At 46.8% G+C, this 24,972-nt stretch carries 22 protein-coding genes; 5 read left to right on the forward strand and 17 right to left on the reverse strand.

Annotation, left to right across the window (positions count from 1 at the left end; translation table 11 throughout):
• Positions 1 to 23: 23 nt before the first annotated feature.
• Entirely contained in the window at positions 24 to 3,551 is a 3,528-nt protein-coding gene (gene nifJ / locus OIM03_07610; protein HJI74136.1) for a pyruvate:ferredoxin (flavodoxin) oxidoreductase, read from the forward strand.
• 196 nt (positions 3,552 to 3,747) lie between these two features.
• A complete protein-coding gene (locus OIM03_07615; GenBank protein ID HJI74137.1) occupies positions 3,748 to 4,212 on the forward strand; it encodes a hypothetical protein in 465 nt (154 codons plus the stop codon).
• A 50-nt stretch (positions 4,213 to 4,262) separates the two neighbouring features.
• Here the strand turns inward: OIM03_07615 and OIM03_07620 are convergent, their stop codons facing one another.
• The 4 genes from OIM03_07620 to OIM03_07635 all read right to left on the reverse strand — a co-directional run bounded on the left by OIM03_07620 (position 4,263) and on the right by OIM03_07635 (position 8,743).
• Positions 4,263 to 4,520: a hypothetical protein gene (locus tag OIM03_07620; protein ID HJI74138.1), complete on the reverse strand. Its 258-nt coding sequence runs from the start codon at positions 4,518 to 4,520 to the stop codon at positions 4,263 to 4,265.
• 72 nt (positions 4,521 to 4,592) lie between these two features.
• Positions 4,593 to 5,834, reverse strand: a complete 1,242-nt coding sequence (locus tag OIM03_07625) for a DNA repair protein (GenBank protein ID HJI74139.1) — start codon at positions 5,832 to 5,834, stop codon at positions 4,593 to 4,595.
• A 173-nt stretch (positions 5,835 to 6,007) separates the two neighbouring features.
• Positions 6,008 to 7,165 (reverse strand): ABC transporter substrate-binding protein, encoded by a 1,158-nt coding sequence (locus OIM03_07630; protein ID HJI74140.1) that lies wholly within the window; start codon positions 7,163 to 7,165, stop codon positions 6,008 to 6,010.
• A gap of 780 nt (positions 7,166 to 7,945) precedes the next feature.
• Positions 7,946 to 8,743 (reverse strand): PhzF family phenazine biosynthesis protein, encoded by a 798-nt coding sequence (locus tag OIM03_07635; protein HJI74141.1) that lies wholly within the window; start codon positions 8,741 to 8,743, stop codon positions 7,946 to 7,948.
• Positions 8,744 to 8,971: 228 nt separating this feature from the next.
• Between OIM03_07635 and OIM03_07640 the strand changes: the two genes are divergently transcribed.
• Positions 8,972 to 10,018 (forward strand): diacylglycerol kinase family lipid kinase, encoded by a 1,047-nt coding sequence (locus tag OIM03_07640; protein ID HJI74142.1) that lies wholly within the window; start codon positions 8,972 to 8,974, stop codon positions 10,016 to 10,018.
• A 61-nt stretch (positions 10,019 to 10,079) separates the two neighbouring features.
• Here the strand turns inward: OIM03_07640 and OIM03_07645 are convergent, their stop codons facing one another.
• The 6 genes from OIM03_07645 to OIM03_07670 form a co-directional block, all read right to left on the reverse strand.
• Entirely contained in the window at positions 10,080 to 12,056 is a 1,977-nt protein-coding gene (locus OIM03_07645) for a TRAP transporter permease (GenBank protein HJI74143.1), read from the reverse strand.
• Between the two features lie 5 nt (positions 12,057 to 12,061).
• On the reverse strand, positions 12,062 to 12,586 hold the full coding sequence (locus OIM03_07650) for a DUF1850 domain-containing protein (GenBank protein HJI74144.1): 525 nt from the start codon (positions 12,584 to 12,586) through the stop codon (positions 12,062 to 12,064).
• Between the two features lie 81 nt (positions 12,587 to 12,667).
• A complete protein-coding gene (locus OIM03_07655; protein ID HJI74145.1) occupies positions 12,668 to 13,636 on the reverse strand; it encodes a TAXI family TRAP transporter solute-binding subunit in 969 nt (322 codons plus the stop codon).
• A gap of 171 nt (positions 13,637 to 13,807) precedes the next feature.
• Complete coding sequence (gene dcd, locus OIM03_07660) at positions 13,808 to 14,329, reverse strand: dCTP deaminase (protein HJI74146.1); 522 nt, start codon at positions 14,327 to 14,329, stop codon at positions 13,808 to 13,810.
• Positions 14,326 to 15,237 carry a type II restriction endonuclease gene (locus OIM03_07665; protein HJI74147.1) on the reverse strand — a complete coding sequence of 304 codons (912 nt, stop codon included), beginning with the start codon at positions 15,235 to 15,237 and terminating at the stop codon, positions 14,326 to 14,328. Before OIM03_07665 ends, dcd begins: the two co-directional genes overlap by 4 nt.
• A 201-nt stretch (positions 15,238 to 15,438) precedes the next feature.
• Positions 15,439 to 17,046: a peptide chain release factor 3 gene (locus OIM03_07670; GenBank protein HJI74148.1), complete on the reverse strand. Its 1,608-nt coding sequence runs from the start codon at positions 17,044 to 17,046 to the stop codon at positions 15,439 to 15,441.
• 268 nt (positions 17,047 to 17,314) lie between these two features.
• Here OIM03_07670 and OIM03_07675 point away from each other — a divergent pair, with 268 nt between their 5' ends.
• On the forward strand, positions 17,315 to 18,268 hold the full coding sequence (locus OIM03_07675) for an L-lactate dehydrogenase (protein ID HJI74149.1): 954 nt from the start codon (positions 17,315 to 17,317) through the stop codon (positions 18,266 to 18,268).
• A gap of 59 nt (positions 18,269 to 18,327) precedes the next feature.
• Here the strand turns inward: OIM03_07675 and OIM03_07680 are convergent, their stop codons facing one another.
• The 4 genes from OIM03_07680 to OIM03_07695 form a co-directional block, all read right to left on the reverse strand.
• A complete protein-coding gene (locus tag OIM03_07680) occupies positions 18,328 to 19,350 on the reverse strand; it encodes a 3-deoxy-7-phosphoheptulonate synthase (protein HJI74150.1) in 1,023 nt (340 codons plus the stop codon).
• 55 nt (positions 19,351 to 19,405) lie between these two features.
• Positions 19,406 to 19,690: a TIGR04076 family protein gene (locus tag OIM03_07685; protein HJI74151.1), complete on the reverse strand. Its 285-nt coding sequence runs from the start codon at positions 19,688 to 19,690 to the stop codon at positions 19,406 to 19,408.
• On the reverse strand, positions 19,690 to 20,508 hold the full coding sequence (locus OIM03_07690; protein ID HJI74152.1) for a pyridoxamine kinase: 819 nt from the start codon (positions 20,506 to 20,508) through the stop codon (positions 19,690 to 19,692). The genes OIM03_07685 and OIM03_07690 overlap by 1 nt, the downstream gene beginning before the upstream one ends.
• 147 nt (positions 20,509 to 20,655) lie before the next feature.
• Positions 20,656 to 21,378, reverse strand: a complete 723-nt coding sequence (locus OIM03_07695) for an NAD(P)H-dependent oxidoreductase (protein ID HJI74153.1) — start codon at positions 21,376 to 21,378, stop codon at positions 20,656 to 20,658.
• 174 nt (positions 21,379 to 21,552) lie between these two features.
• Between OIM03_07695 and OIM03_07700 the strand changes: the two genes are divergently transcribed.
• Complete coding sequence (locus OIM03_07700) at positions 21,553 to 22,365, forward strand: DNA-3-methyladenine glycosylase 2 family protein (protein ID HJI74154.1); 813 nt, start codon at positions 21,553 to 21,555, stop codon at positions 22,363 to 22,365.
• A gap of 43 nt (positions 22,366 to 22,408) precedes the next feature.
• On the opposite strand, the gene OIM03_07705 is transcribed toward OIM03_07700, so the two are convergent.
• The 3 genes from OIM03_07705 to OIM03_07715 form a co-directional block, all read right to left on the reverse strand.
• Positions 22,409 to 22,801, reverse strand: coding sequence for a hypothetical protein (locus OIM03_07705; protein ID HJI74155.1), 393 nt, complete (start codon positions 22,799 to 22,801; stop codon positions 22,409 to 22,411).
• A 63-nt stretch (positions 22,802 to 22,864) separates the two neighbouring features.
• Entirely contained in the window at positions 22,865 to 23,806 is a 942-nt protein-coding gene (locus OIM03_07710; protein HJI74156.1) for an alpha/beta hydrolase, read from the reverse strand.
• Positions 23,807 to 23,903: 97 nt separating this feature from the next.
• Positions 23,904 to 24,851, reverse strand: a complete 948-nt coding sequence (locus OIM03_07715; GenBank protein ID HJI74157.1) for a sensor domain-containing diguanylate cyclase — start codon at positions 24,849 to 24,851, stop codon at positions 23,904 to 23,906.
• Positions 24,852 to 24,972: the final 121 nt, after the last annotated feature.

Below are 24,972 nucleotides of genomic sequence, written 5' to 3' on the forward strand. Positions count from 1 at the left end.
TATTTGTGAGAAAAGTAAAAACAATGGATGGCAATACAGCTGCTGCGTATATTTCCTACGCTTTCACAGAAGTAGCTGCTATTTATCCAATTACCCCTTCTTCTCCGATGGCTGAAGTGGTAGACGAATGGTCCGCACACGGAAAGAAAAACATTTTCGGCGACACCGTACATGTTGTTGAAATGCAGTCCGAAGGCGGCGCATCCGGCGCATTCCACGGCTCTCTGCAGAGCGGTGCGCTGACTACTACCTACACAGCATCGCAGGGCATGCTCCTCATGCTTCCAAACATGTATAAAGTAGCTGGCGAACTTCTTCCGGGCGTTTTCCATATCGCTGCCCGCGCACTGGCCAACCATGCTTTGTCCATTTTTGGCGATCATCAGGATGTCATGAGTGCAAGAGCTACCGGCTGCGCTATGCTGGCTGAAGCTAACGCACAGGAAATCATGGATCTTTCCGGCGTCGCTCATCTGGCTGCCATCAAAGGCCGCGTTCCTTTCATCAACTTCTTCGATGGTTTCCGTACAAGCCATGAAATCCAGAAGATTGAAGTCCTGGATTATGATGAACTGGCTCCTCTCATCGATCAGGAAGCCCTGGCTGATTTCAGAGCAAGAGCTCTGAACCCGAATCACCCGGTCATCCGCGGCACAGCAGAAAATCCGGATGTCTACTTCCAGCACTGCGAATCCGCAAACCCCTATTACAATGCACTTCCTGACATCGTTCAGGGCTACATGGACAAGATCAGCGCCATCACCGGCAGAGAATATCACCTCTTTGACTACTACGGTGCTCCGGATGCTGACCGCATCGTCATTGCCATCGGTTCTGTCACGGATATCTGCAAAGATGTCACAGACGCCCTTAATGCACATGGCGAAAAGGTAGGCGTACTGAACGTCCACCTCTTCCGTCCGTTCTCCGTCAAGCATTTCCTGTCCCAGATTCCGGATACAGTCAAGAAGATTGCTGTCCTCGACAGAACAAGAGAACCGGGCGCCATCGGCGAACCGCTGTACCTCGACGTTGTCAGCGCCATCGCTTCTTCCGGCCGTTCCATCAAGGTATGCGGCGGACGTTACGGCCTTGGTTCCAAAGACGTTGTTCCGGAAGACATCATGGCTGTCTATGAACACCTCAAGGAAGAAACACCGCGCCACAACTTTACACTGTCCATCAACGACGATGTGACAAACCTCTCCCTGGCACCTGTTCCTGTACCGGAAATGCCAAGCAAGCTTGTATCCTGCAAATTCTGGGGCTTTGGTTCTGACGGCACCGTCGGCGCCAACAAGAGCGCCATCAAGATCATCGGCGACCACACTGACCTCTATGCACAGGGCTACTTCGCTTATGATTCCAAGAAATCCGGCGGCGTAACAATCTCCCACCTCCGTTTCGGACCTGACCCGATCAGAAGACCATACCTGATCAGCAAAGCAGACTACATTGCCTGCCACCGTCCATCCTACATTTACAAGTATGACCTTCTCCGCGGACTCAAGCCTGGCGGCATCTTCCTTCTGAACTCCACATGGAGAAAAGAAGATCTCGACAGAGTCCTCCCGGTCGGCATGAAGAGAAAACTCGCTGCTCTCCACGCAAAATTCTACATCATCGATGCATTTGAAATTGCAAAGGAAATCGGCCTTGGCGGACGCATCAATATGATCATGCAGTCTGCATTCTTCCATCTGACCCACATCATTCCTGATGAAGACAGCATCAGATACCTGAAGGAATCCAACGAACACTCCTACGGCAAGAAGGGCCAGGATGTCGTTGACATGAACAACCGTGCTGTTGATGCAGGCATGCAGGGCATTGTTGAAGTACCGGTTCCTGAAGAATGGGCTCACGCAACAACCGGCGGCTCCATTGCTAGAGTAGAACGTCCTGATTTCGTAAAGAACGTCTGCGATGTCATGAACCGTCAGGAAGGCGATGACCTCCCTGTTTCCACCTTCACCGGCATGGAAGACGGCACATTCCCGTCCGGCACCTCCAAGTATGAACGCCCGACCGCTGCTATCAATGTTCCTGAATGGATTGCTGAAAACTGCATCGAATGCAACCAGTGCGCTATCGTCTGCCCGCATGCAACAATTCGTCCTGTACTCATTACAGAGGAAGAAGCAGAAGCTGCTCCTGAAGGATTCATCGTCAAGGAATTCAGAGGACCGGTCAAAGGCCTCAAGTTCCGCATCATCATCGATCAGGAAGACTGCTATGGCTGCGGCATCTGTGCTAACGTATGCCCGGCTCCGAAGAAAGCTCTTGTGATGAAACCGCTTGATACCCAGATTTCCAAGCAGAATCTCTGGGATTATGCTATGAAGCTTCCGGAAAGAACGAACCCGATCGGAAAGACAACTGCCAGAGGCACTGCCTTTGAACCGACCTACTTCGAATTCTCCGGCGCTTGCGCAGGATGCGGCGAAACACCTTATATCAATATGGTAACCAGACTGTTCGGTGACCGCATGGTCATTGCCAACGCTACAGGCTGCTCCTCCATTTATGGTGCAAGCTCCCCGTCCATGCCTTATACAAAGAACCTTCGCGGACAGGGTCCTGCATGGGCTAACTCCCTCTTCGAAGACAACGCTGAATACGGTCTTGGCATGCACCTCGGCGAACAGAAACTCCGTGACCGCCTTGTTCAGAGAATTACAAATGCTCTTCCTTCCGCAACCGGCGATGTCAAAGAAGCTATGGAAGAATGGCTTGACAAGAAGGATGTAGGCGCAGGCACACGTCTCCGCGCTGAAACACTTGAAAGCGCTCTGGAAGCAGCAGTCTCCGCTCATCCGGAATACAAGGATCTCCTTGAACTGAAAGACCACTTCATCAAGAAGAGCCAGTGGATCTTCGGCGGCGACGGCTGGGCTTATGATATCGGCTTCGGCGGCCTCGATCAGGTTCTTGCGTCCGGCGAAGACGTCAATGTCCTCGTTCTCGATACCGAAGTTTACTCCAACACCGGCGGACAGTCCTCCAAGTCCACACCGGCTGCTGCCATTGCAAAATTTGCAGCTTCCGGCAAGAAGACAAAGAAGAAAGATCTCGGCATGATCGCTGTTTCCTATGGATACATCTATGTAGCTCAGATTGCTCTTGGCGCTGACATGAACCAGGCATTCAAGGCTATTGCAGAAGCAGAAGCATATCCGGGACCGTCCCTGATCATTGCATACTCTCCATGCATCAACCACGGCCTGAAAGCCGGAATGGGCATGTCCTCTGCTGAAGAGAAACGCGCTGTAGAATGCGGTTACTGGTGCAACTGGCGCTACAACCCGACTCTTCTCGAAGAAGGAAAGAATCCGTTCCATCTCGACAGCCGTGAACCGAAGGGCAACTTCAGAGAATACCTCATGGGAGAAGTTCGTTACTCCTCCCTGGCTAAGCTCTTCCCTGAAGAAGCAGAAGCTCTCTTCGAAAAGACCGAAAGAGATGCCCTCCAGCGCAGAGAAAACTATGTACGTATCCAGAAGTCCTATGATCTGGAAATCGAAGCTAAAAAAGCTGCTGAGCAGAAATAAGGATTTGAAATCTGCTTCATATGCTTTATAAAGCAATAAAAATCCTGCGGGGTACGGCCCTGCAGGATTTTTTATTGTGCCCTTATTCCTGCTATTCATTTGCCGCTTTTCTCTCGTTATGTTACGATGAGGATAAGAGAATACAAGGAAGTCATCATTTCGCGATCGCTCATATTTTCCAAAGGAGGCTGTCACGATGAGTACTGATGCCGTTTCAGAAAAGAAAGGTCTGCTTCATGAATTAAAGGATGGATTTTCCATTGATTTGACAGAGGAAGAATATCTGGCAAAGGAAGCGGAAATCCGAAAAATTGCAGACAAGCTCACAATCAATATGGATGTATTGAATTTGCTGGAAAAGGATTACAAGCTGCGTCTTCTCGTCCTTTCCATTACATCCTATTTCGGATTCAGGGAAGTAACAGGAGAAGAACTTCTTGATGCAGCAAATCTTCAGCCTGCAGAAGGAATCAATCCCATGAAATTCTTCTTCATGAAGGCAGGATGGGCTCCCTACTATCTGGAATATTCCTTCAGCAAAGACTATCATGTCCCGTTCAACGAGGTCATGGACACGTTTTATGCAGATGTAGAGTTCTACATGGATATGTCTGAGCATCTGGGCACGGTAAGGATTCCAAACGCTCTGAGGATTGTTTAAATTAAAAAGAAGCTGTGACAAAATGTGCACTCATTTTGCCACAGCTTCTTTTATTTTGCCCTTCCCCAGTCATGAAGTTCCCATATGTCTGAAAAAGAAATCGTTTTGTCATTCACTACGATTTCTTTTTTTATTTCGTCAACTTTTGACGCAATTCCGCTTTCTTCCTCATAATGATCGTCTTTATAGAAGATGCACCGGATCAGATCTCCCCTGCTCATGCTCCTGATCATCAGGTCAAGAAAGGCTGCCCTTCTTTCTGATATTTCCTTCTTGGGTTCCTTTATCTTCCTTTTCTTCCTGATCATTTCATCATATCCGCGCAGTCCGTTAAAGGGAAGAAACTGCACGACTCTTTTCTTATCACTCATGATGTCCTCCTACCAGTCCGTTTCTTGTCTGCTGCATGGCTCCCGGCGCATAATTGAAACCGCGGAGCAGCGCATTTTCCCAAATTCTCTTTTTACCTGAATCATCACCCGTTCCAGTTCTTTATCTCTGTCCTCCTCCTCACTGCTTCTGAATAAAGACATAATCCTTGGCACCTCTTCTGCTTTCCTGACATTTTCCAAGCATAGGTTGACTGTCCTTATCGGGATCCCTTCCCTGACTTTTTCTACATACAGCCGGTCAAATGCCGCCCATATATCCTTAGGTATATCCGTAGGTGTTTCCAGTTTTCTGCTGCCTCCGCTTCCTCTCCTTTCATGTCCTGAATATCCGACATGAAGGGATATCCCCTCCGCCACCAGATTCTTTTCTAAAAGCTGCTGGATCAGAACCTCTGCCATTTCTCCCGTAAGAAGCCTTGCGCTTTCATAATCATAATCCTTAAACAGCACCTGCCCGTTGGAAAGAGACCTGGCAGCCGGCGTGTAACTATGGATATCCGAAATGGTACAGGGTTCTCTCCCATACGCATGATCGATCAGGTATTCTGCCCTCTTTCCGAATTCCTTATAGAGAAGCGATTCATTGACTTTCGTGACGCCATACAGATCAAAGATGCCGTATTTAGCCAGTCTTGCCGCCATATGCGATCCGATTCCCCAAATATCCGTGATGGGCCTGTGATGCCAGATTTCCTCTTTGAAACTGTCTTCATTAAGGACTGCTGCACGTTCGGTATTATGCTTTGCCAGGACGTCCATTGCGACCTTTGCCAGAAACATATTACTTCCGATTCCGGCCGAAGAACTGATGCCTGTTTTTACAAAGATAGATTTCATTAAAAAGAGCGCCATGCTTCGCCCGCTCATACGATACAGGGGAAGGTAGGATGTGACGTCGATGAAGCATTCATCAATGGAATATGCATATATATCTTCCCTTCTGAAAATTTTCAGATAATTTTCGTAGATATCAGAAGATACCTCCATATACTGCCTCATCCGGGGAAGCGCCGCGATATACTTCATCTCCGGAGGAATTTCAAAAAGCCGGCAGCGGTTTCTGACTCCTCTCGCCTTCATGGCAGGGCTTACCGCCAGGCAGAGCGCGCCATACCCCCTTCCGGGATCGGCGACAACCAGGTTGGAAGAAAAGGGATCAAGGCCACGGGCTACGCACTCTACAGAAGCATAAAAGCTCTTCAAATCAATGCATATGTACGTTTTTCTCATTTCCAGTACCAAACTTATTTTCACCAAATAAATATTCTGTCTTTCTATTATAGAATATCGGTTCGGTTCTTTCAATAGTCCAGTTTTTTTGAAAATTTTCACGAAAAAAGCACCGGAGTGATCCTCCAGTGCTTCTTTCATGGATTATTTCAGAAAAGGGAGTTCCTGACCTGTTAAGCGAACGGTACCCATTTTCCGTCTTTGACCTGCAGAACGTCCAGATCCATCTTCGGATCGCGGTGTTCGTCAAACTGGAATTTGCCAGTAGCGCCTTCGAAGTCTTTGATCTTAGCCAGTGTATCACGGAATTTCTTGCGGTCTGTTGTTGTACCGGACTGTTCAGCAGCCTGGTGCATAACGTACATAGCATCGTAAGCCTGAGCAGCGAACTGATCCGGTTCATGTCCATACTTGGCAACATATGCCTTGCGGAATGCCTGAGCCTTCTCGCTCTTGCGTTCCGGGTTCCACGGGGTAGCTACGAGTGTGCCGTTAGCAGCATCGCCTGCCTGCTGGATATATGCAGGGCTGTTGAAGCCGTTGTTGCCGATGATTGGCTGGGTCATTCCCATTTCACGAGCTTTCTTGACGATGAGAGCGCCTTCCTGATAGAGGCCTGCAATAGCGATGACATCCGGATTAGCTGCCTGAATCTTTGTCAGCTGTGCAGAGAAGTCTGTATCTTTATCAGCGAAAGTTTCAGTATCTACAACATTGACGCCCATCTGCTTGAATACGTCCTGATAAATCTTGTTTTCGCCGACCATCTGGTCATTGTTGTTGGAGTACATGACAGCAACGGTCTTGAAGCCAAGCTTGTCATGAGCTTTCTGTACAGTAACCGGAATTGCGAGTTTGCCTGGAATAGCATTACGGAAAATGTAGTCGCCAAGATCGGTGATGCCAGGAGCTGTGGTGCCGGTACCAAAGGCAACGACCTTGGACTGCTGGGCAACAGGACCTGCAGCAAACATTTCGCCAGATGTCATCGGACCTTCAATAGCGAGGACTTTATCCTGTTCAATGCACTTCTTGACAGCATTGATTGCTTCTGCCTTGTTCAGCTTGGTATCGTAAGTGACGAGATCGATCTTCATCTTTGTCTTCGGATCTTTGTTGATTTCTTCGACAGCGAGATCAACGCCTTCCTTCATAGCCTGGCCATAAGCTGCGCCGGGGCCTGTATATGCAGTTACAAATCCGAATTTAACTGTCTGTCCTGCTGCGCCGCTCTGGGCAGCTTTCTTGTCTCCGCCGCATCCTGCAAATGCGCCGGCCAGTGCTGCTGCTGCCATGACAGCAGCCATTCCCTTGAACCATTTCTTCTGCATAATGTCTTCCTCTTCCTCTCAAAATACTTTTAATCCCAGCCTTCCAACCGATGAAGTAAAACAAAACCCCGCAGGCATAAAAATATTGCCTGCGGGGGCGCATTGCGCGGTACCACTCCGGTTTATCACTCATGTGCTAAATACTATGGAACAGGTACAAAAAAAGCCCTATCTCCCTACGAAGATAGGGGCGACGTATCGCGGTACCACCCTACATTATACTTAGCAATCTATTCGTAACGTGAATGAACGCCGGCTCCTACTTATTTCGGATCCAGAGCTCGCAAGGGATATTATGAATATTGCTGTCCACCGGTTTGCACCATACACCGGCTCTCTGAAGAACGCTGCAACAGACCTTTTGTCTTGCTCATCGCTTGTTCTGGCTGTTTGATTGTTTGAATGTGTATATCATAATCTGATTATTTTGCCTTGTCAAGCTTTTTTGTCTTAAACTTTCTTTATCATGTTAGAGTAAAACATTTATAATGTATACTATTATTCAGTTCTAACTTTTGCTATATGATTTACTATTGCGGGCCAGACTGATAATAAGGCTTCTTTTGATCTTAAGAAATGATTTCCCTCTTGGACAGCTGATAGATCTTATCTTATCCTTGCCGCCTGGCAGATTTATATTTGGAAAGATTTGAAAACTAAATAAAAAGCATTGAAAAAGTACATGCAGTGCTTTCTAGCAGAAACCGCAGCATCCGCAAAAAATACGAAATACAAAGTATGTCCGCTTGTCACTGCTTATTCCCGTATAAAAAGGAATCCTTATTCTTCAGGGATATGAATATACCCTTCTGAATAAATTGCCGCTTTACCGCCAAGAATAACCCGTTTCCCCTTCATCTGGCAGTAAAGAACTCCGCTTCTTTCGGAAGCCTGCCATGCTGTCAATTTACTTTTCTTAAGCTTGTCCGCCCATAGAGGTATGACATGACAATGGCCGGAACCACAGACCGGATCTTCATCAACTAAAAGTTTTGGTGCAAAGCTTCTGGTTACACAGTCATAATTTTTTCCTTTAGCGGTGATATGCAGTAAGAGTCCATCCAGCTTCATGACTGCTTCCTGATCAATTTTTGCGTGGACGACATCCTCTTCATTGTCCAAAACACATACCAAGTCGCGGCCCATCCAGGCTTCTTTGGGACGGATGCCGACAGCTTTTTCCATCTCATCGGTCACCGGGATTTCTTTCAGCTCATAAGCCGGCATGTCCATTTCGTAAATATCCCCATTCCTATGAATAGTCAGATCTCCGCTCATCGTATGAAATACGATATCTTCCTTATCCTTTTCTATAAAATTGAAGAGGATGTAAGCCGTTCCCAAGGTAGCATGACCACAAAGATCTATTTCGCCGCCCGGTGTGAACCATCTAAGTTCATAATTCTGATCTTTTTTGACGGTGAATGCTGTTTCTGATAAGCGATTTTCTTTAGCGATATTCTGCATCATTTCGTCAGGAATCCAATTCTGGAGCAGGCAAATGGCTGCAGGATTCCCTTTAAAAACGGTGTCAGTAAATGCATCTGCAATATATTGCCTGATAATAAGTTCTTTCATAACTAACCTCCGCGAAAATCTTTCTACATTGGGTCAAGAAATAATTTATCTTATTTGAATTATAAGGCTATATCTTGAGTAAGACAATCTATAGTTCCCTGCATTTTACTTCTGAGAAATGACCTTTTGTAAAATGTTTGCATCAACAATCCATGATGATTTGATATAATAAATGTAAGATCAACAAACTGCGGAATTGGGACCGCAGTCATTCGGGAGAGTAAATTTATGGAAAAATCAGGACAGTGTACTGTCATCGTCAACCCTACTTCAGGGCGTGAGCGTGCCCCCAAGTACATACCCTTGCTGCACTCCGTGCTGTCAAAACGGTTTGAGGACATTACCATAAAGCTCACGGAAAAGCCGGGAGATGCCACTCATTTTGCTGAAATTGCTGCTAAAAAAGGCCATGATATCATCTGCATGGGAGGCGACGGCACAATCAATGAAACCATCAACGGAATGGTTCCTGTTGGAGGAAAATCCGCCTTTGGGTTTATCCCTTTCGGTACGGTAAATGATCTGGCGCGTGCCCTTCACATCCCCCGCTCACCAAAAGGTGCTATACGGATGCTTGAAACGGCTGTCAAAACGAATATCGACGTCGGCAAGATCAATGACCGCTACTTCATCAATGTCGTTGCCGCAGGCCTCTTATCGGAAGCCGTAGGAGAAGTCACCATCAAAGAAAAGACACTCTTTGGTTCTCTTGCCTACTTCATGAAAGGAATGCAGGTCCTGAATCGCCAGAAATCGTATCACTTCAGAATTGAAGAAGATGATGGCACTGTCATTCAGGTCTCCTCTCCTTTAATTGCTGCCATGCTGACTGACTCGGCAGGAAGCTTCCGCAACCTGATCCCGCCGGAAGACAGGAACAAGGGCGTCATAAAGCTCTGCCTGTTCCACGATTTCGAATGGCTTCTTGCTATCCGCCAGGCGCCAAAGCTTCTGGCAGGCATTCAGATGGGCCCTGATTTCGTCACCGTTGTCAGCTTGAAGAAGGCACATATTTCCATTGATGAAAGTGATGTCCTCTGGACAAACGTTGACGGCGACAAGGGGCCAAAATTTCCCATTGACCTCGAGATTCTTCCCGCCTGTCTCCCTGTTTTCGTACCTAAAGATGCAAGGGATGATACCGTTCATTTCCCACACTTTTTCAACAGTGTGGCGCCTCATATCCATTTCCCCTGGAATGAGAATGAAGAGCTCCTCCAAAAAGATAAGACGTCTCAGGAAAACAGCAAGCCTTCAGAGACAGAAGAAAAATAGTTCATCATTAACAGAGCATAATAAAAAGCGTGCCGCATCGGACACGCTTTTTATTATGCTTTTATGCTTTCTCTTTTTTACTTCTGAACCACTGCATGACGCCTACGCCTACAAGAAGTGCAACGCCGATGAGATCTGTCAGGCCATGAGGATCAATCAGGCAGAGGCCGCCTGCAGCCAGAATCAAACGTTCAAATGCATTTGCCCTGGTATAGAACTGGCCGATCATAGCTCCTGAAATACCAATCATGCCGATGATGGCAGTTGTCGTCGTCATAAGAACACTCGTAAAGGTGGCTCCTATGCCAAGCAGCTGCGGAGACAGAACGAATACATATGGAATAATAAACGCGGCTATGCCCAGCTTTGATGCATTCACGCCCGTTTTCAGCGGGTCACCTCCTGAAATTGCAGAGCCAGCATATGCTGCCAGAGCAACCGGCGGAGTGATATCCGCAATGATACCGAAGTAGAATACGAACATATGCGCTGCCAGCGTAGGAACGCCAAGCTGAATCAGGGCCGGAGCAGCGATTGTGGATGTAATAACGTAGTTTGCTGTTGTCGGTACGCCCATCCCGAGGATCAGTGAAGTGAGCATGGTGCAGAACAGGAGAAGCATGAAGTTGCCTGCTGCAACAGTAACAAGTGCAGAAGCCAGTTTCAAGCCTACGCCTGTCTTTGTAACAACGCCGATGATCATACCTGCAGCGGCGCACGCCACGAGTACGCCTAAAGCGCCTCTGGCACCTTTGATAAGGCCGTCTACAATGTCGTAGAAGCTCATGCGGGTATTTTTTCTAAGCATAGCTGTTGCAATGGAAATGAAGATACCTGCAAGAGCTGCTTTCATCGGTGTATAGCCGGAAGCAAGAAGTCCGATGATGGCAATCAGCGGAATAGCCAGATGGCCTTCTCCTTTCATGATTTTGCCCCATGGCGGAAGTTCGCTTCTGGGTGTTCCTTCCAGATGGTGTCTCTTTGCTTCAAAATGAACGCCAAGGAAAACGCCAAGGAAGTAAAGGATAGCCGGTACGACAGCTGCCTTAACGACTTCCATGTAAGGAATGCCGACGAATTCAGCCATCAGGAATGCAGCTGCGCCCATGATAGGAGGCATCAGCTGGCCGCCTGTGGAAGCGGCTGCTTCTACGGCGCCGGCAAAGTTCTTATGGTAGCCCAGTTTCTTCATCATCGGAATGGTGAAGGATCCGGAACCTACAACGTTTGCAACGGAAGATCCGGAAATGGTGCCCTGAAGAGCTGAGGACAGTACGGCAACTTTTGCCGGACCGCCGGATGCCCAGCCTGCAATGGCATTCGCAATATCAATGAAGAATTTGCCAAGGCCTGTCTTTTCCAGGAATGCACCAAAGAGGATAAACAGGAAAATAAATGTTGAGGATACGCCCAGCGGAATACCGAATACGCCTTCTGTCGTAAAGAAGAGGTGTCCGACCATCTGCTGCAGGGAAAGTCCCCTGTGTGCCAATGGTCCGGGCATGTACGGCCCGAAGAAGCCGAATCCAAGGAAGCACAGCACGACGATGACAATCGGCAGCCCGACGATACGTCTTGCTGCTTCAATGACCATGACAATCCCCAGCGTGCCAATGACCGTATCGAGCGGCGTTACGGTGCCGGCGCGGAGGATGAGCTGCTGGTAATTGACCAGAATGTAAACCGGCGGAACCATGGCCAGAATGGCAAGTCCCACATCAAGCCAGTGGAATTTTCCGTCTTTGATCCACTCCTTCTTTGTCGGGCAGAGCAGGTACACCAGGCAGAGACCGAACGACAAGTGAATACATCTCTGGATCATGGCATCCAATGTGCCGAAAATCCCTGTATAGATCTGGAAGAGGGAGAAGCAAATGCAGATTGCTGCAATGATTTTCCCGAAGATGCCAGAGTACTCAACGGTATTGGATTCCTTATCCAATTCCTTGAGCTTCTTTTGGAGTTCATCTGTGAGCTCCCCGTTTATGGGTTCTGTATCATTCGGCGGATTCGTCCCATTTTTCTTTAATTCATCCAAGAGTATCAGCTCCTAATTTCTTTTTTCATATACCAACCTTTGTAAAGAGGCGCTACGTAGAGATGAAGTTCTTTTCCCAGAGGCATCAGCTTTGAAAGCTCATATTCCTTATCTCCCACATAGACCTTCTCTTCATTGGTTACACCATTTCTAATCGATAATTCCGGGAAATTGCGGTTCATGTTATCCATGATGAACCAGCCGTTTTCTTCCCTGAAATCACCATCTCCCTGTGAGAATGGCAGGCCAACTCCCAGTGATTGGTACTTGGTGGACTTCAGGACAAATCCTTCCGTTGCTTTATTGACTTCCAGATATTCATAAATCATCGTCTTCTGTACGGAATGTCTATAAACCAGCGTTACAGGTGTTCCTGCTTCCACTCTCTGTCTGATAATAAATCCGTCCGTGGTCTGTCCGAACAGGTATGGCTGCCGGATAATCCATCCTCCGACAGCAATAACCAGACAGATAATCAGCCCGAAAACAATCAGGACTGTTTCTAATTTCCCATTTTTCTGCTTTCTCATTAAAGTGAGAACGGACCCTGCCCCGCAGAGTCCGTTCCCCCTCCTTCCTTTTTAAAGAATCGGTGTAATGAGATGAACCCCTTATTTGGATTTCAGATACTTTTCAGCGCCGGCGTTCATCTGAATGGACATACCTTCCAGAGCGGTGTCCTTCGTAATGTACTTGCCTACTGCGTGAGCGGCTTTCATGCGGTCAAGGTGCGTGTAGAGTGCTTTGACGATTTCTCCGCCCATTTCATCGCTGAGTTTTGTTGTTCCGACGATGACGCACTTAACAGCTACGGTATTGACATCTTCTGTCTGTCCAGGATAAGTGCCCTTCGGAATGACCATCTTGGTGTAGTATGGATATTTCTGCATCAGCTGATCAGAAATCTTCGGATCGATATCAACGATAGCAGCAGATTTGTTGGCAGCAAGATCCTGTACGGCTGCTGTCGGGTAGCCTGCTACAACGACGCCTGCATCAACGTTGCCATCCTTCAGTGCATCGACTGCTTCGCCGAAGGAGAGGTACTGTACATCAATATCGTTGTATGTGATTCCATAAGCTTCCAGAATCTGGCGGGCATTGGCTTCAGCGCCGGAGCCGGATGCGCCGACTGCTACTTTCTTGCCTTTCAGGTCGGCAATTGTCTTAATTCCCTTGTCCTGGGTTGTAACGAACTGAATTGTTTCCGGATAGAGAGCTGCAAGACCGCGGAGGGAATCCACTTTATTGTCTTTGAACATTTCCTTGCCATTTGCTGCGTAGTAAGCAATATCGTTCTGGATGAAAGCGATATCAACGGATCCGTCTTTCAGCATATTGACGTTAGCTACGGATGCGCCGGTGGACTGTGCGGAAGCGTTCATCCCTTTAATGTTCTGGTTCAGGATTTCAGCTAATGCGCCGCCCAGAGGATAATAGGTGCCTGCTGTACCGCCGGTTGCGATGTTCAGGAACTGTTTGCCGCCTGAAGAACTGTCGCTTCCGCAGCCTGCCAGAAATGCAGCACCTGCCATGCAAAGGACACCTGCTACCATCAATTTCTTCATTGCCTTTTTCATAACTGTCGACCTCCTTGGTTCTCTTAGAAAGCACTGGTGCTGTAGTTTGCTCTTGTGCCTCCGGAAACATTTGTGCACTGCAGAGAAATAAAAAAGCAGCGAGACATACGGGAACCGTACATCTGCTGCAAGCTTCTTTGCTTTATGTGCTATAAAGTTATTCTAATAATACTACTTTTCGAAATCTTTGTAAAGGAGGCTGGGCTGAATTCCTGTATTATTTTGATATTTCCCCTGATCATACGTATCAGCTTCGCCAAGAACCGTATGGAAATAGATCTGGCAGATCTCTACTCCTGCATAGATGCGGATCGGCTGCACGCAGAACATTTCAAGCGTCCAGTAGCCTGAGAATCCTACATCACCGAACCCTGCCGTAACATGGATGAAGAGACCAAGCCGTCCGATAGAAGATCTTCCTTCCAGCATCGGCACAAAGCACTTCGTCTTTGTATATTCTCTTGTTCTTCCCAGATAGAGCTTGTTTGGTTCAAGAAGAATTCCTTCTTCCGGGATATGGAGGAGGTGTCCGGTATTCTTCTTTTTCATATCCAGCTCATGATTGTCATAAACCATAAGCTCATCGGAGAGTGTCAGATTGTAACTGTTGGGATTTACCTTTTTGGGATCAAACGGATCAATGATTATTTCCTCACCCATATGCCGAACGATTTCTCTTCCGGATAAAATCATTTGTGCTTCCTGCCTTCCTGATTAAAAATTCTTCTATGTACAGCCATCCTGCGGCGGCTGAACGGGTTTACTGCCTTCATGCCTTCTGTCAGATTGAAAAGAGATTTTTCCTTGTCTGTCAGGCGGTCGGATATCAGGAGTTCTCCCCTGTCATTAAATGTAATCAAATGCGCTGCAAACAGTGACCCATGCGTCGGGCAGAAGACGAGCCCCTTATGGTTGAAGTCATCATCTCCGTAGGGAACGGCTCTCAATAAAGAAAGTCTTTCTGCTCCGCAAACGGTACATCTTGGATGTTCACCAAAGGATTTGCGGTGAAAGGTATGCTCTTCATCAAGATAGCGGCGGATTCTTCCTACCGTTGTTTCAGATGGTTTGGAAAAAAGATTTCCTTCCACTCCGGCCGCTGATACGTCCTCATCCAGGAACCTGCGGATAGCTTCTCCGCCCCAGATATCAGCTTCAACAAGTTCACGGTAAGCACGGACGGCTTCCGGTTTCAAAATCCAGAAATAAGTGCCGTCTTCACTTTCAGAACCATCAAAGACATACTCCCAGGGGGCTCTTTTCTTAGGTGCGGCATCTGCTTTGAGAACCCCTTCGCCGGCAGCGTCGTCGCTGCCTGTTTCTTCCGCTTCATCAGCTTCGCTGTTCTTAGCCAGTTTTCCTTCTTCATACAGGCTTTTGATCTTGTTCCCTGCCCAGCCGACGCCTGCATTCAAAGCACGGTATTCCATATGAAGAGCTTCTGCAATATTCTTCGCATTGTCTGTATAATCCGGGGTATGGTAGAGCTTGGAGAATATTCTCATCATCAGCTGGCTCATGACAGCATTATCGCCTAAAAGCGTCATCCAGCCTTCTGTTGATATTTTGTCCCACTGTTTCAAACCTTTTCTTCTTGCCATACTCACCGCCCCGTTTAGTTCATATCTATCATTCTCTGTTTCAGCGTTTTGGTATATTATATATAATTTTAATGAGCCTGTATATATTTTTATTTCAAATATAGGCGCTAAAGGGTGATTTCTCTTAATTTCAATGAAAAAAGGAGCCGTGGATCATGCATTGCTGCATTCCACTGCTCCGTTTTATTCAATTCGCCTTGATCAGTTTCCTTCCAGTTCTGCCACTCCTACAGGCGGGCTTTCAAGGAATTTGACCTTCGGATTTCTCTGTTCGAGCCATCCTGCCTGCCATGCATTCGGAAGCAGGTATACAGGACGTTCCCTTCTGTCGTATACGACAAGTGCATTGTCGATGCCGATCAGTTCTTCCGGCGGAACATCGCCTTCCGTCCAGCGGGCTGTCGTATATTCCATAAGATCCAGATTTACAGTTACATTGTATTCATTTTCAAGGCGGTACTTCATGACTTCAAACTGGAGCTGACCGACAGCACCGATAATGAAGGATTCCATGATGTACGGCTGCTTGTAAACCTGAATGGCACCTTCCTGGGCAAGCTGTCCTACGCCGTTCAGGAACTGTTTTCTCTTCATGCTGCTTTCCGGGGAAATCCGGGCAAAGAGTTCCGGCGGGAATACAGGGAAATCAATGAATGTGACAGGATGCTTCTTCTCACAGACTGTATCTCCCACACCAAGTTCGCCTGTATCAAAAATACCGATGATATCACCCGGGTATGCTTTTTCGACGGTCTGTCTTTCCGTGGCAAGGAACTGCTGCGGCTGGGACAGGCGGAGCATCTTGCCGCTCTGGCGGTGAAGGACGCTTGCGCCCTTTTCGAAAATGCCGGAGCAGATGCGCATGAATGCGACTCTGTCGTGATGCTTGGGATCCATATTCGCCTGGATTTTGAAAACGAAAGCGGAGAAGGACGGATCTTCCGGGGAAATCGAACCTTCCAGCGTTTTTCTAGGTTCCGGAGGCGGAGCAAGCTGCAGGTATTTTTCAAGGAACGGCTGCACGCCGAAGTTCGTCATGGCCGAACCAAAGAACATCGGTGTCAGTTCCCCTTTCTTTACTTTTTCTTCATCAAAAGGATCGCCGGCTTCATCAAGAAGTTCCAGATCACTTTCGAGCGATTCAATGATTTCCGGAGTCAGATTCGATTTGATCGCTTCGTCATCAATCTTGCCGGAGATAACTTCGAGCTTCTTGACGCCGTGGGCATTGTCCTTCAGGAACAGGTGGCACATTTCTGTTTCCCTGTCGTAAATCCCTGTGTAATTGCCGTTTACGCCAATCGGCCAGTTCATTGGACAGGAGCGGATGCCAAGGACGTCCTCGATTTCAGCCATCAGATCAAATGGATTCTTGCCAAAGTGGTCAATTTTATTGACGAATGTAAAAATCGGGATGCCTCTGTCAGAGCAGACTTTGAAAAGTTTCTTTGTCTGCGCTTCGACACCTTTTGCAACGTCGATGACCATGACAGCCGAGTCGACGGCCATCAGTGTACGATATGTATCTTCAGAGAAATCCGCATGCCCTGGCGTATCCAGAATATTGATTCTGCATCCTGCATAGTCAAACTGCAGTACGGAACTCGTTACAGAAATACCGCGCTGCTTTTCAATTTCCATCCAATCAGACACTGCATATCTGGCTGTTTTTCTTGCCTTTACGGAGCCTGCCAGGTGAATAGCACCCCCGTAAAGCAGAAGTTTTTCCGTCAATGTCGTTTTACCGGCATCCGGATGTGAAATAATGGCAAATGTACGGCGTCTCTGTATTTCTTCTAAATCAGTCATTTTGCACCTCAATAATAAAAAACATATACTTTTATATTATACATCAAGGAGGCATCAGTTTCCTACTGCTTATTGGAAATTCAGGAAGTTCGCTTCGAGACATTTATTTCAGGAATATACATCACAAATTTCTTGTAGTATAATAACTGTAATTATCTATTAAACAGATAATTGTATTCCATGTATTGATAACGATTCGTACAGGAGAATGGTATGTACCCTGAATCAGCCCAGCTGGTTCGTTTGGAGTAAAGGAGAAGAGAATCTTATGTCAATCAAAACCAGAAAAATCGGAATCATCGGAGCCGGCAACGTAGGCTCCCACTTAGCCCTCCAGTTTGCGGTCCAGGGACTTGCAGACGAAGTCGTTTTCTATGATATCAATCATGACAAGGCAACAGGCGAATCTTTGGACCTGCTTGATGCCGTAAGTTACCAGCCGCATCATTTCGAAGCCTATGCAGGCACAGTCGATGATATGAAAGATGCGGATATCCTCATCAACGCATCCGGCAAGCCGCGCCTTCAGGGACAGAACCGCCTCGACATGATGAACAGCGCCGTCGACACAAGCAAGGAATTCCTTCCGCTCATTGAAAAATCCGGATTTGACGGCATCATTATTTCCATTTCCAATCCATGCGATATTATCGCTGAATATCTGCAGTACAAGCTTGACTGGCCAAAGCAGAAAATCATCGGCTCGGGCACAGCCTTGGATTCCGCACGTCTGCAGATGCAGCTCTCCACACAGCTTAAAATCAACCGCCGTTCCCTCACTGCTTACCTTTTAGGCGAACATGGGGATTCGAGCATGATTCCGTGGAGCCACGTCACTGTAGCAGGAAAACCGATTGATGAACTTCTTGCCGAAAAGCCGGACGTTTACCACATGGATTCCAAGGATGAAATTCTCCGCAAGGTTCATGAAGAAGGCACTTGGGAAAATTCCATGAAAGGCTGCACTGAATTCGGTGTTTCTTCTGCAACAGCTGAGCTTGTCCGTGCCATTTATCATGATGAACACAAGATTCTCCCTTGCTCCGTCTACCTCGACGGCCCGTATGGAATCAAGGACAGCTTTGCTTCCGTTCCGGTCAAGATCGACAAGGACGGCGTAGAGGACATCATTGAGCTCCACCTGACAGATGAAGAAAATGAAGAACTCCAGAAGTCCATTAAGGTCCTGAAAGAACACTTTGCAAGAGCACTGAAACTTTAATCCGCATGCTAAAAGGAGCTGTAAAAACGAGAAATCGTTCTTCACAGCTCCTTTTTATGTTATGCCTGATCCGCCAGATTCAGGATCAGATCATAGCTCTTGGCCCATCCAAGGCATGGATCCGTAATGGACTTGCCATAAATCCCTTCTCCGATTTTCTGGTTTCCATCTTCGATGTAGCTCTCGATCATAAGCCCTTTGACCAGATTATGAATATCCGGGGAATAAGCTCTGCTTGCCATGACATCTCTGGCAATGCGGATCTGCTCCATGTACTTCTTGCCGGAATTGGAATGGTTGCAGTCCACAACGATGGCAGGATTTTCCAGTGATCTTTCATTGCACATTTCCATCACATGCTGCAAGTTTTCGTAATGATAGTTGGGCATGCTTGTCCCGAAGTGATTGACATACCCGCGCAGGATAGCATGCGCCAGGGGATTTCCCGTCGTATGCACTTCCCACCCATGGAAGAGGAAGTCCTGCTCATTCTGAGCAGCTTCAATGGAATTCATCATGACAGAAAGATCGCCTGATGTCGGATTCTTCATGCCGACAGGAATCCCCACGCCGCTTGCAATCATCCTGTGAAGCTGATCCTCGACAGAGCGCGCCCCGATGGCTCCATATGCCAGCAGATCGGAGAGATACCTGTGGTTTTCCGGATAGAGGATTTCCTCAGCACAGGTGAATCCCGTATTTTCGATGACGCGGACATGCATGCGGCGGATGGCTTTGATCCCCTCCATCATGTTTTCCTTTCCTTCCGGATCAGGCTGATGAAGCATGCCTTTGTAACCCTTGCCTATCGTGCGCGGTTTATTCGTGTATACTCTTGGAACAATGAATAATTTGTCCTTGACTTCATCTGCCGCTTTGGCAAGACGCTCACAGTAATCAAGTACGGCAGTTTCATTATCTGCTGAGCAGGGGCCGATGATCAGTAGAAATCTGTTATCCTTCCCTGTCATGATATCTGCAAGCTCTTTATCTCTTCTCTTCTTCAATTCTGCATATTCCGGCTTCAATGGAATTTCCCGTTTCATTTCCATTGGTTCTGGAAGCCTGCGGATGAATTTCATCTGTTCCATGATGTCCACATCCATTCTCACTTATACAACTTTCAGGAAAAACTGATTAATCCTCTTTCTCTTCATCGATTCGTTCGATTTTGAATACATTGATGGTTTCTACATCAGGGCAGCAGAAAATGGCTGTCCCTTTTTTCTGTCCCGGCTGGGGAATCTCTCCGCCGTATCTCAGGATATCTATGTATGGAAATGCCACATGCATGACCATGGGGCAGATTTCTCCTCTGTCCTTATCAAAATCCCAGGAATCTCCCGGACGGTGTCCCCTGTGGCAGGGGCATTTTCCCAATCTGTCAATACAGGTAATCTTGATTTTCGGTCTTCTAGCCATTAGTCCAAAACCTCCAGACATGTTTCAATCGGAATTCCTTTAAAAGGTTCCCTGCTCCCTAAATTCTTTTCTATCATTCTGCGTACGGTATCCATAGCATGCGAAGCAGCATCCTTCATTGTTTTCTCATGAAGCACTCCGCCCATGAACACGGCAGAAAAAATATCGCCGGTCCCTGGGAAGCGCATGGGAATCAGTGAAAAATGGATGAGGAAAAACTCATCAAGCTTTGCATCATAACCTGCTACTGCATTCTTTCCATCTACTTTTGCGCTTGTTATAATAACGGATCCCCCGCTGATTTCATGAAGGCGGAGCAGAAGGTCTTTGATTTCAGGCTCTGTCGTCCCCTCTTCCTTGTAAGGCACTCCTGCCAGGAAAGATGCCTCTGTATAATTGGGGACCATGAAGTCTGCTGCGGAAATCAAATTTCTGAGCCCTGCAACCGTCTGATCCGTAAGCCCGTTATAGAGATGCCCTTCATCTCCCATAATAGGATCTACAAATATCAGTGTTCCTTTTTTGCGTTCTTCCACGCAGTACTCCCGGATCATCTCCGCCTGCTTCTCCGTTACGATAAAGCCGGTAGAAACGGCATCAAAGGAGAAATTAAGCGCTCTCCAGACATCCAGCGTATGGATCATATAATCCGTCGTGTCCAGAATTTCAAATTTCCCATAATCCAGGGTATTTGAGACCAGAGCTGTCGGCAGATTATAAATATGATGCCCCATATGGGTAAGAATCGGCATCATGGCAGCCAGTGCTACTTCGCCGTATCCGGGAAGATCATTAATCAAAAGTACTTGTTTTCCCAAAACAGCCCCTCCCTTCAGTAATACTTCAATATATTATTTATTCTACCATAACGCGAAAAGGGAAAATCATCCGTTTTTGCATCTTTATCGATTTCATGCGAAAAAGCCGCCATCCTCATATGGGACAGCGGCTTCATTCCTAATTAATTACATGAGACCTGCTTTTGTGAGCCATGGGTCAATGACATTGTACGAGGTATTTGCATCAAGTGTCAGTCCCTGGAAAATCTTTGCGCCAGGCGCTGCTGCTATGGCCGGTATAGTCACCTCGATCGGACTGCTGTAGGAGCACATGAATGGAACAATCAGTTTCCCTTTCAAATCCTGCTGTTCAAGGAATGTAGGAATAACCATCGGTGCTGTAAACCACCATGCCGGATACCCCAGAACCAGTACATCATACTGCTTCAAATCAGGCTGTGTTCCTGCAAGCTTGGGACGTGCATTGCTGTCTGTTTCTGCAGCTGCTTCCTTCAGGACAGCATTATATTCCTTGGAATAGTCCGGATCTCTCTTGATTTCATAGATATCGCCGCCAATTTTCTGCTGGATGGAATGAGCGACTTCGCCTGTTCTGCCGCCCCACGTAAAGTAAGCGATCATAATCTTCTTTCCTTTATTGGATCCAGCCGGCAGCTCTTTGATCGTATCAATAGATTTTGCTTCCTTTTCATGAAGACTTTCGAGCTGGTCCTTCAGGTCTTCTGACATAGGCTTCCCTGTCGGATTTGGCACATACTTCCCGTTCTGCGAAGCTGGCTCCACGGCAGAGGCCGCTTTGCTTGAAGAACTTCCCGAGTTTCCGCATGCGGTCAATGCCAGGACAAGCCCGCCCAATGCAAGCGCTGCACATATTTTCTTGATTTTCATAAAATCCCTCCCATAATCACAATCCTTGTACCTCATTTTCCTTTATTTTATCACTTGAAACAGAAATATAAATAAAATAAACAAACAGAATCTTTATTATTCCGTTTTTCTTTTAGAGGACGCTTTTCCTTTGATTCCTGTATAATAAGGAAAACAGTTTCATCAGGAGGATATATGATCGTTACTATCAAAGACGATTTCGATGCCGATAAGATCATGAGAAGCGGACAATGCTTCCGCGTCGTTCAAACCGAATATGGTTACCGCTTTATTACGGGCTCCCATGTGCTTTACATGAAGACTCTTACAGAAACAAAGTATGACGTTTCCTGCAGCCGGTACCAGTGGAATCATACATGGAAGCCTTACTTTGACTGGGAGAGAGATTACAAATCCATAAGGGATGCTCTTCCGGAATCAGATCCATGCCTGTACAAGGCAGCTTCCTACAGCAAGGGCATCCGGATTCTCCGTCAGGATCCATGGGAAACGCTCATTACATTCATCATCTCGCAAAGAAAATCCATTCCTGCTATCCGTTCATCTGTCGAAGCGCTTGCAAAGGCCGCAGGAAAACCTGTAAAGACGCCCTATGAAATCATTTATACATTCCCAACGTCAAAGGAATTGTCAAAGCTTTCGTTAGAAGATCTCAAATCCTGCTCCTTAGGATACAGAGCTCCTTATATATACGATACTGTGAAAGCGGCTGTTAAAACTCCCGGGATAATGAAAAAGATAGGTACACTCGATGACGAAGATCTTTTGAAGGCGCTGATGGATTTCCCGGGTGTCGGCATTAAAGTAGCAGGATGCACAGCACTCTTCGGATACGGACGGACATCTTTTGCCCCCGTTGATGTATGGATTTCCCGGGTCATCGATACATTCTACCAGGGAGAAAACCCATTCCCTTCTTTTGGTGAAAATGCTGGAATCCTCCAGCAATACCTTTTCTTCTACGCCCAGACAACAAAATTGAAATAAAAAAGCAGTGAAATTGTGATGATGCAATTTCACTGCTTTTATTTTAGAATTTCAGCCCTGCTTTCCGGAGCGCTTTGAATGTGTAATCAAGAATATTGTACAATGTTTCGCTGTCTTCAGCAGTCAGATTCTTTCCGTCGACTGCTTTAAGATCCTTGTAATAAAATCCTAGTTTCTTTTCAAGATTCTTTGCAATATCAATACCTTCTGCAGGTGTCTCAACCTTAGGCTGATTCATTTCAGCTTCCAGCTGGAATACGCGTTCCTGCAGCTTTTCATTTTCTTTTTCCAGTGAATCGATGGTCAAATGAAGGCCATCAATGGCATCTCTTTCCTGATCCAGATTCATCTGGAGACTCTCTACCGTCCCCTTCAATACTTGAATCGTTTCAGCAGCCGCTTCCATTGCACTCTTTGAAATTTCCTGATTATCCATTATCCATCACCTCGCGGAAACTACGATACTTTTCTTTATTTTATCACAGCTTTTGATTGTCTATCAGGTATTTTTGATGAAATCTGTGACATATTCCCGATAAGCCGGCCCATTCGCAGACATTTCCATTGTATGGGATGCTCCCTGGAATATATAAAGTTTTTTATTCGTGCTGGACGAATCCGCTAAAAGAAGTTCTGCTACTTCAGGCGGTACAAGCTGGTCTTTCGCACCATGAAGGAAAAGCACCGGGGATGTCATGTGCTGGACTCTGTTTACCGGATCTATATCAGATAAAAGCTTGCCCGTATGCATATATAAAGCTGCCTGGAAGAATGGATTCAGTATGTCCATACCGAGGACCAGTCTGTCATCACCCGTATACTTCATAAGCTTGTCTCTTCCAAGATCTAAAAGATCCCCGTAAGAGCTGTCAGCCACATAGAATTTCATTTGCTTTCCTTCATCGCTTGCACTGTAGATGAGCGCCATGGCAGCGCCTAAGGAAACACCATGGAAGCCAATCTGCATTTGCGGATTTTTGCTTCTAAGAAGCGAAACCCATGCATTCATATCTTCCACATCATGGATGCCCCAGTCCGTATGGCCTCCTTCACTCTCTCCATGCCCTCGCAGATCGGCCATCAGGACATTGTACCCCATCCTGCGGTAAATATTGGCATAAGGAATGCACATCGTGCGGTTCTGATACAAACCATGGAGAAGTATCACCGTATTCCTGCTTCCTGATTCTCCCGGAATATACGTCCCGACAAGTTTCGTCCCATCCTTTGAATGGACTTCGACCCTCTGCCAGTCATTTCTCGCCTCCAGTGAATGGATCCGGTCAAGTTCTCCTTTATGGTTTTCTATTCCAAGAATCTGATCCCAGGGCGCGGAAAAAAGCTCTTCATACGCTACATTTCCCGCATAAAGCCCCGCCCCCAGAAAAAGGATGAGCGCAAGGCCGACGAGCCACTTGATTAATTTCCACAAAAAACGCATTCTAATGTCCCCTATAAGCAAATTTTTACTTCCTGTCCCGTTTCTTCTGGAATAACAAATGACCGCAGAATATCTGCGGTCACTATTATTTCTGTCATCATCTGATGTCTGCGCGCTCAATCTTTCCGACAAGAGGCACATCAGCATCGATCATGATCCTGTCTCTCCCTGCCTGCTTTGCCTTGAACATCAAGCGGTCTGCCCTGTCGACAATGGATTTTAAAGTATCTTCTTCTCTGACAAAGGTCACGCCAATAGAAACTGTAACAGAAAGCTTATTTCCGTCTTTAATAATATACGCCTGATTGACTACTTCCCGCAAGCGGTTTGCAATCGGAACAGCATCCTTTTCATAAGGAACAGGGCATACGCCGACAAACTCCTCGCCGCCCCAGCGTCCAATCACATCTTCGTGCCGGACATTCTCTTTAATGCTGTCAGCAAATGATTTCAGCATCATATCTCCGGCAACATGGCCATATTTTATATTAAAGTCATGGAAATGGTCAATATCCATAAACATCACAGCAAACGGGCGGAATAATTTGTGGTACTCATAGAACCTGACCTTCAGTATGGATTCCATGTACAAGCGGTTCGGAAGCTCTGTCAGGGAATCATGGAATGCGATCTCATGCAGATTTTCAACGAGCCGGGAATCTGCTTCCGCCGGGCCCACTACCTCAAAAATTTCTGCTACATGCTTCGTTTCCCCGTTTTCATCCTTAAGCGGCACGAAATATGTATCAATCAAGATGCGGTATCCGTTCTTATGAAGAAAAGTAACTCTTGCTTTTGATTTCTCTCCCGATTCGACGGTAGCAAGGAGCGGGCAGAAGAACTGGCAAAGGCTTCGTCCCTCTTCATCCATGTGGAACAATCCTGACTGCGGGCAGTGCTTGCCAACCATTTCCTCTCTTTTATATCCTGTAATCTGTTCAGCTTCCTTATTCCAGTAAACGATCGTACGGTCCGGCTCTACAATGTAAAGTCCAAAAGGAAGATCATCCGCTATCTTTCTAAAATTTTCTTCTTTCAGCTCCATCAGAAACTCCCCTTTCTGTAATCCGAGTTCCGTACAGGAATTACATGGTACATAACAAATCATGAAATCATGGCGGTCACAAATCATCATCTAGATAACTTGCCGTTTGCATGCATCAGCT

The sequence above is a fragment of the Veillonellaceae bacterium genome (assembly GCA_025992895.1).
Lineage (GTDB): Bacteria > Bacillota > Negativicutes > Veillonellales > Dialisteraceae > Dialister.

What these genes read in the sequence shown, in the direction of transcription:
- nifJ (HJI74136.1), top strand. Translation starts at nt 24, where the DNA reads ATGGATGGCAATACAGCTGCTGCGTATATTTCCTACGCTTTCACAGAA.
- OIM03_07615 (HJI74137.1), top strand. Translation starts at nt 3,748, where the DNA reads ATGAGTACTGATGCCGTTTCAGAAAAGAAAGGTCTGCTTCATGAATTA.
- OIM03_07620 (HJI74138.1), bottom strand. Translation starts at nt 4,520, where the DNA reads ATGATCAGGAAGAAAAGGAAGATAAAGGAACCCAAGAAGGAAATATCA.
- OIM03_07625 (HJI74139.1), bottom strand. Translation starts at nt 5,834, where the DNA reads ATGAGAAAAACGTACATATGCATTGATTTGAAGAGCTTTTATGCTTCT.
- OIM03_07630 (HJI74140.1), bottom strand. Translation starts at nt 7,165, where the DNA reads ATGCAGAAGAAATGGTTCAAGGGAATGGCTGCTGTCATGGCAGCAGCA.
- OIM03_07635 (HJI74141.1), bottom strand. Translation starts at nt 8,743, where the DNA reads ATGAAAGAACTTATTATCAGGCAATATATTGCAGATGCATTTACTGAC.
- OIM03_07640 (HJI74142.1), top strand. Translation starts at nt 8,972, where the DNA reads ATGGAAAAATCAGGACAGTGTACTGTCATCGTCAACCCTACTTCAGGG.
- OIM03_07650 (HJI74144.1), bottom strand. Translation starts at nt 12,586, where the DNA reads ATGAGAAAGCAGAAAAATGGGAAATTAGAAACAGTCCTGATTGTTTTC.
- OIM03_07655 (HJI74145.1), bottom strand. Translation starts at nt 13,636, where the DNA reads ATGAAAAAGGCAATGAAGAAATTGATGGTAGCAGGTGTCCTTTGCATG.
- dcd (HJI74146.1), bottom strand. Translation starts at nt 14,329, where the DNA reads ATGATTTTATCCGGAAGAGAAATCGTTCGGCATATGGGTGAGGAAATA.
- OIM03_07665 (HJI74147.1), bottom strand. Translation starts at nt 15,237, where the DNA reads ATGGCAAGAAGAAAAGGTTTGAAACAGTGGGACAAAATATCAACAGAA.
- OIM03_07670 (HJI74148.1), bottom strand. Translation starts at nt 17,046, where the DNA reads ATGACTGATTTAGAAGAAATACAGAGACGCCGTACATTTGCCATTATT.
- OIM03_07675 (HJI74149.1), top strand. Translation starts at nt 17,315, where the DNA reads ATGTCAATCAAAACCAGAAAAATCGGAATCATCGGAGCCGGCAACGTA.
- OIM03_07680 (HJI74150.1), bottom strand. Translation starts at nt 19,350, where the DNA reads ATGAAATTCATCCGCAGGCTTCCAGAACCAATGGAAATGAAACGGGAA.
- OIM03_07685 (HJI74151.1), bottom strand. Translation starts at nt 19,690, where the DNA reads ATGGCTAGAAGACCGAAAATCAAGATTACCTGTATTGACAGATTGGGA.
- OIM03_07695 (HJI74153.1), bottom strand. Translation starts at nt 21,378, where the DNA reads ATGAAAATCAAGAAAATATGTGCAGCGCTTGCATTGGGCGGGCTTGTC.
- OIM03_07700 (HJI74154.1), top strand. Translation starts at nt 21,553, where the DNA reads ATGATCGTTACTATCAAAGACGATTTCGATGCCGATAAGATCATGAGA.
- OIM03_07705 (HJI74155.1), bottom strand. Translation starts at nt 22,801, where the DNA reads ATGGATAATCAGGAAATTTCAAAGAGTGCAATGGAAGCGGCTGCTGAA.
- OIM03_07710 (HJI74156.1), bottom strand. Translation starts at nt 23,806, where the DNA reads ATGCGTTTTTTGTGGAAATTAATCAAGTGGCTCGTCGGCCTTGCGCTC.
- OIM03_07715 (HJI74157.1), bottom strand. Translation starts at nt 24,851, where the DNA reads ATGGAGCTGAAAGAAGAAAATTTTAGAAAGATAGCGGATGATCTTCCT.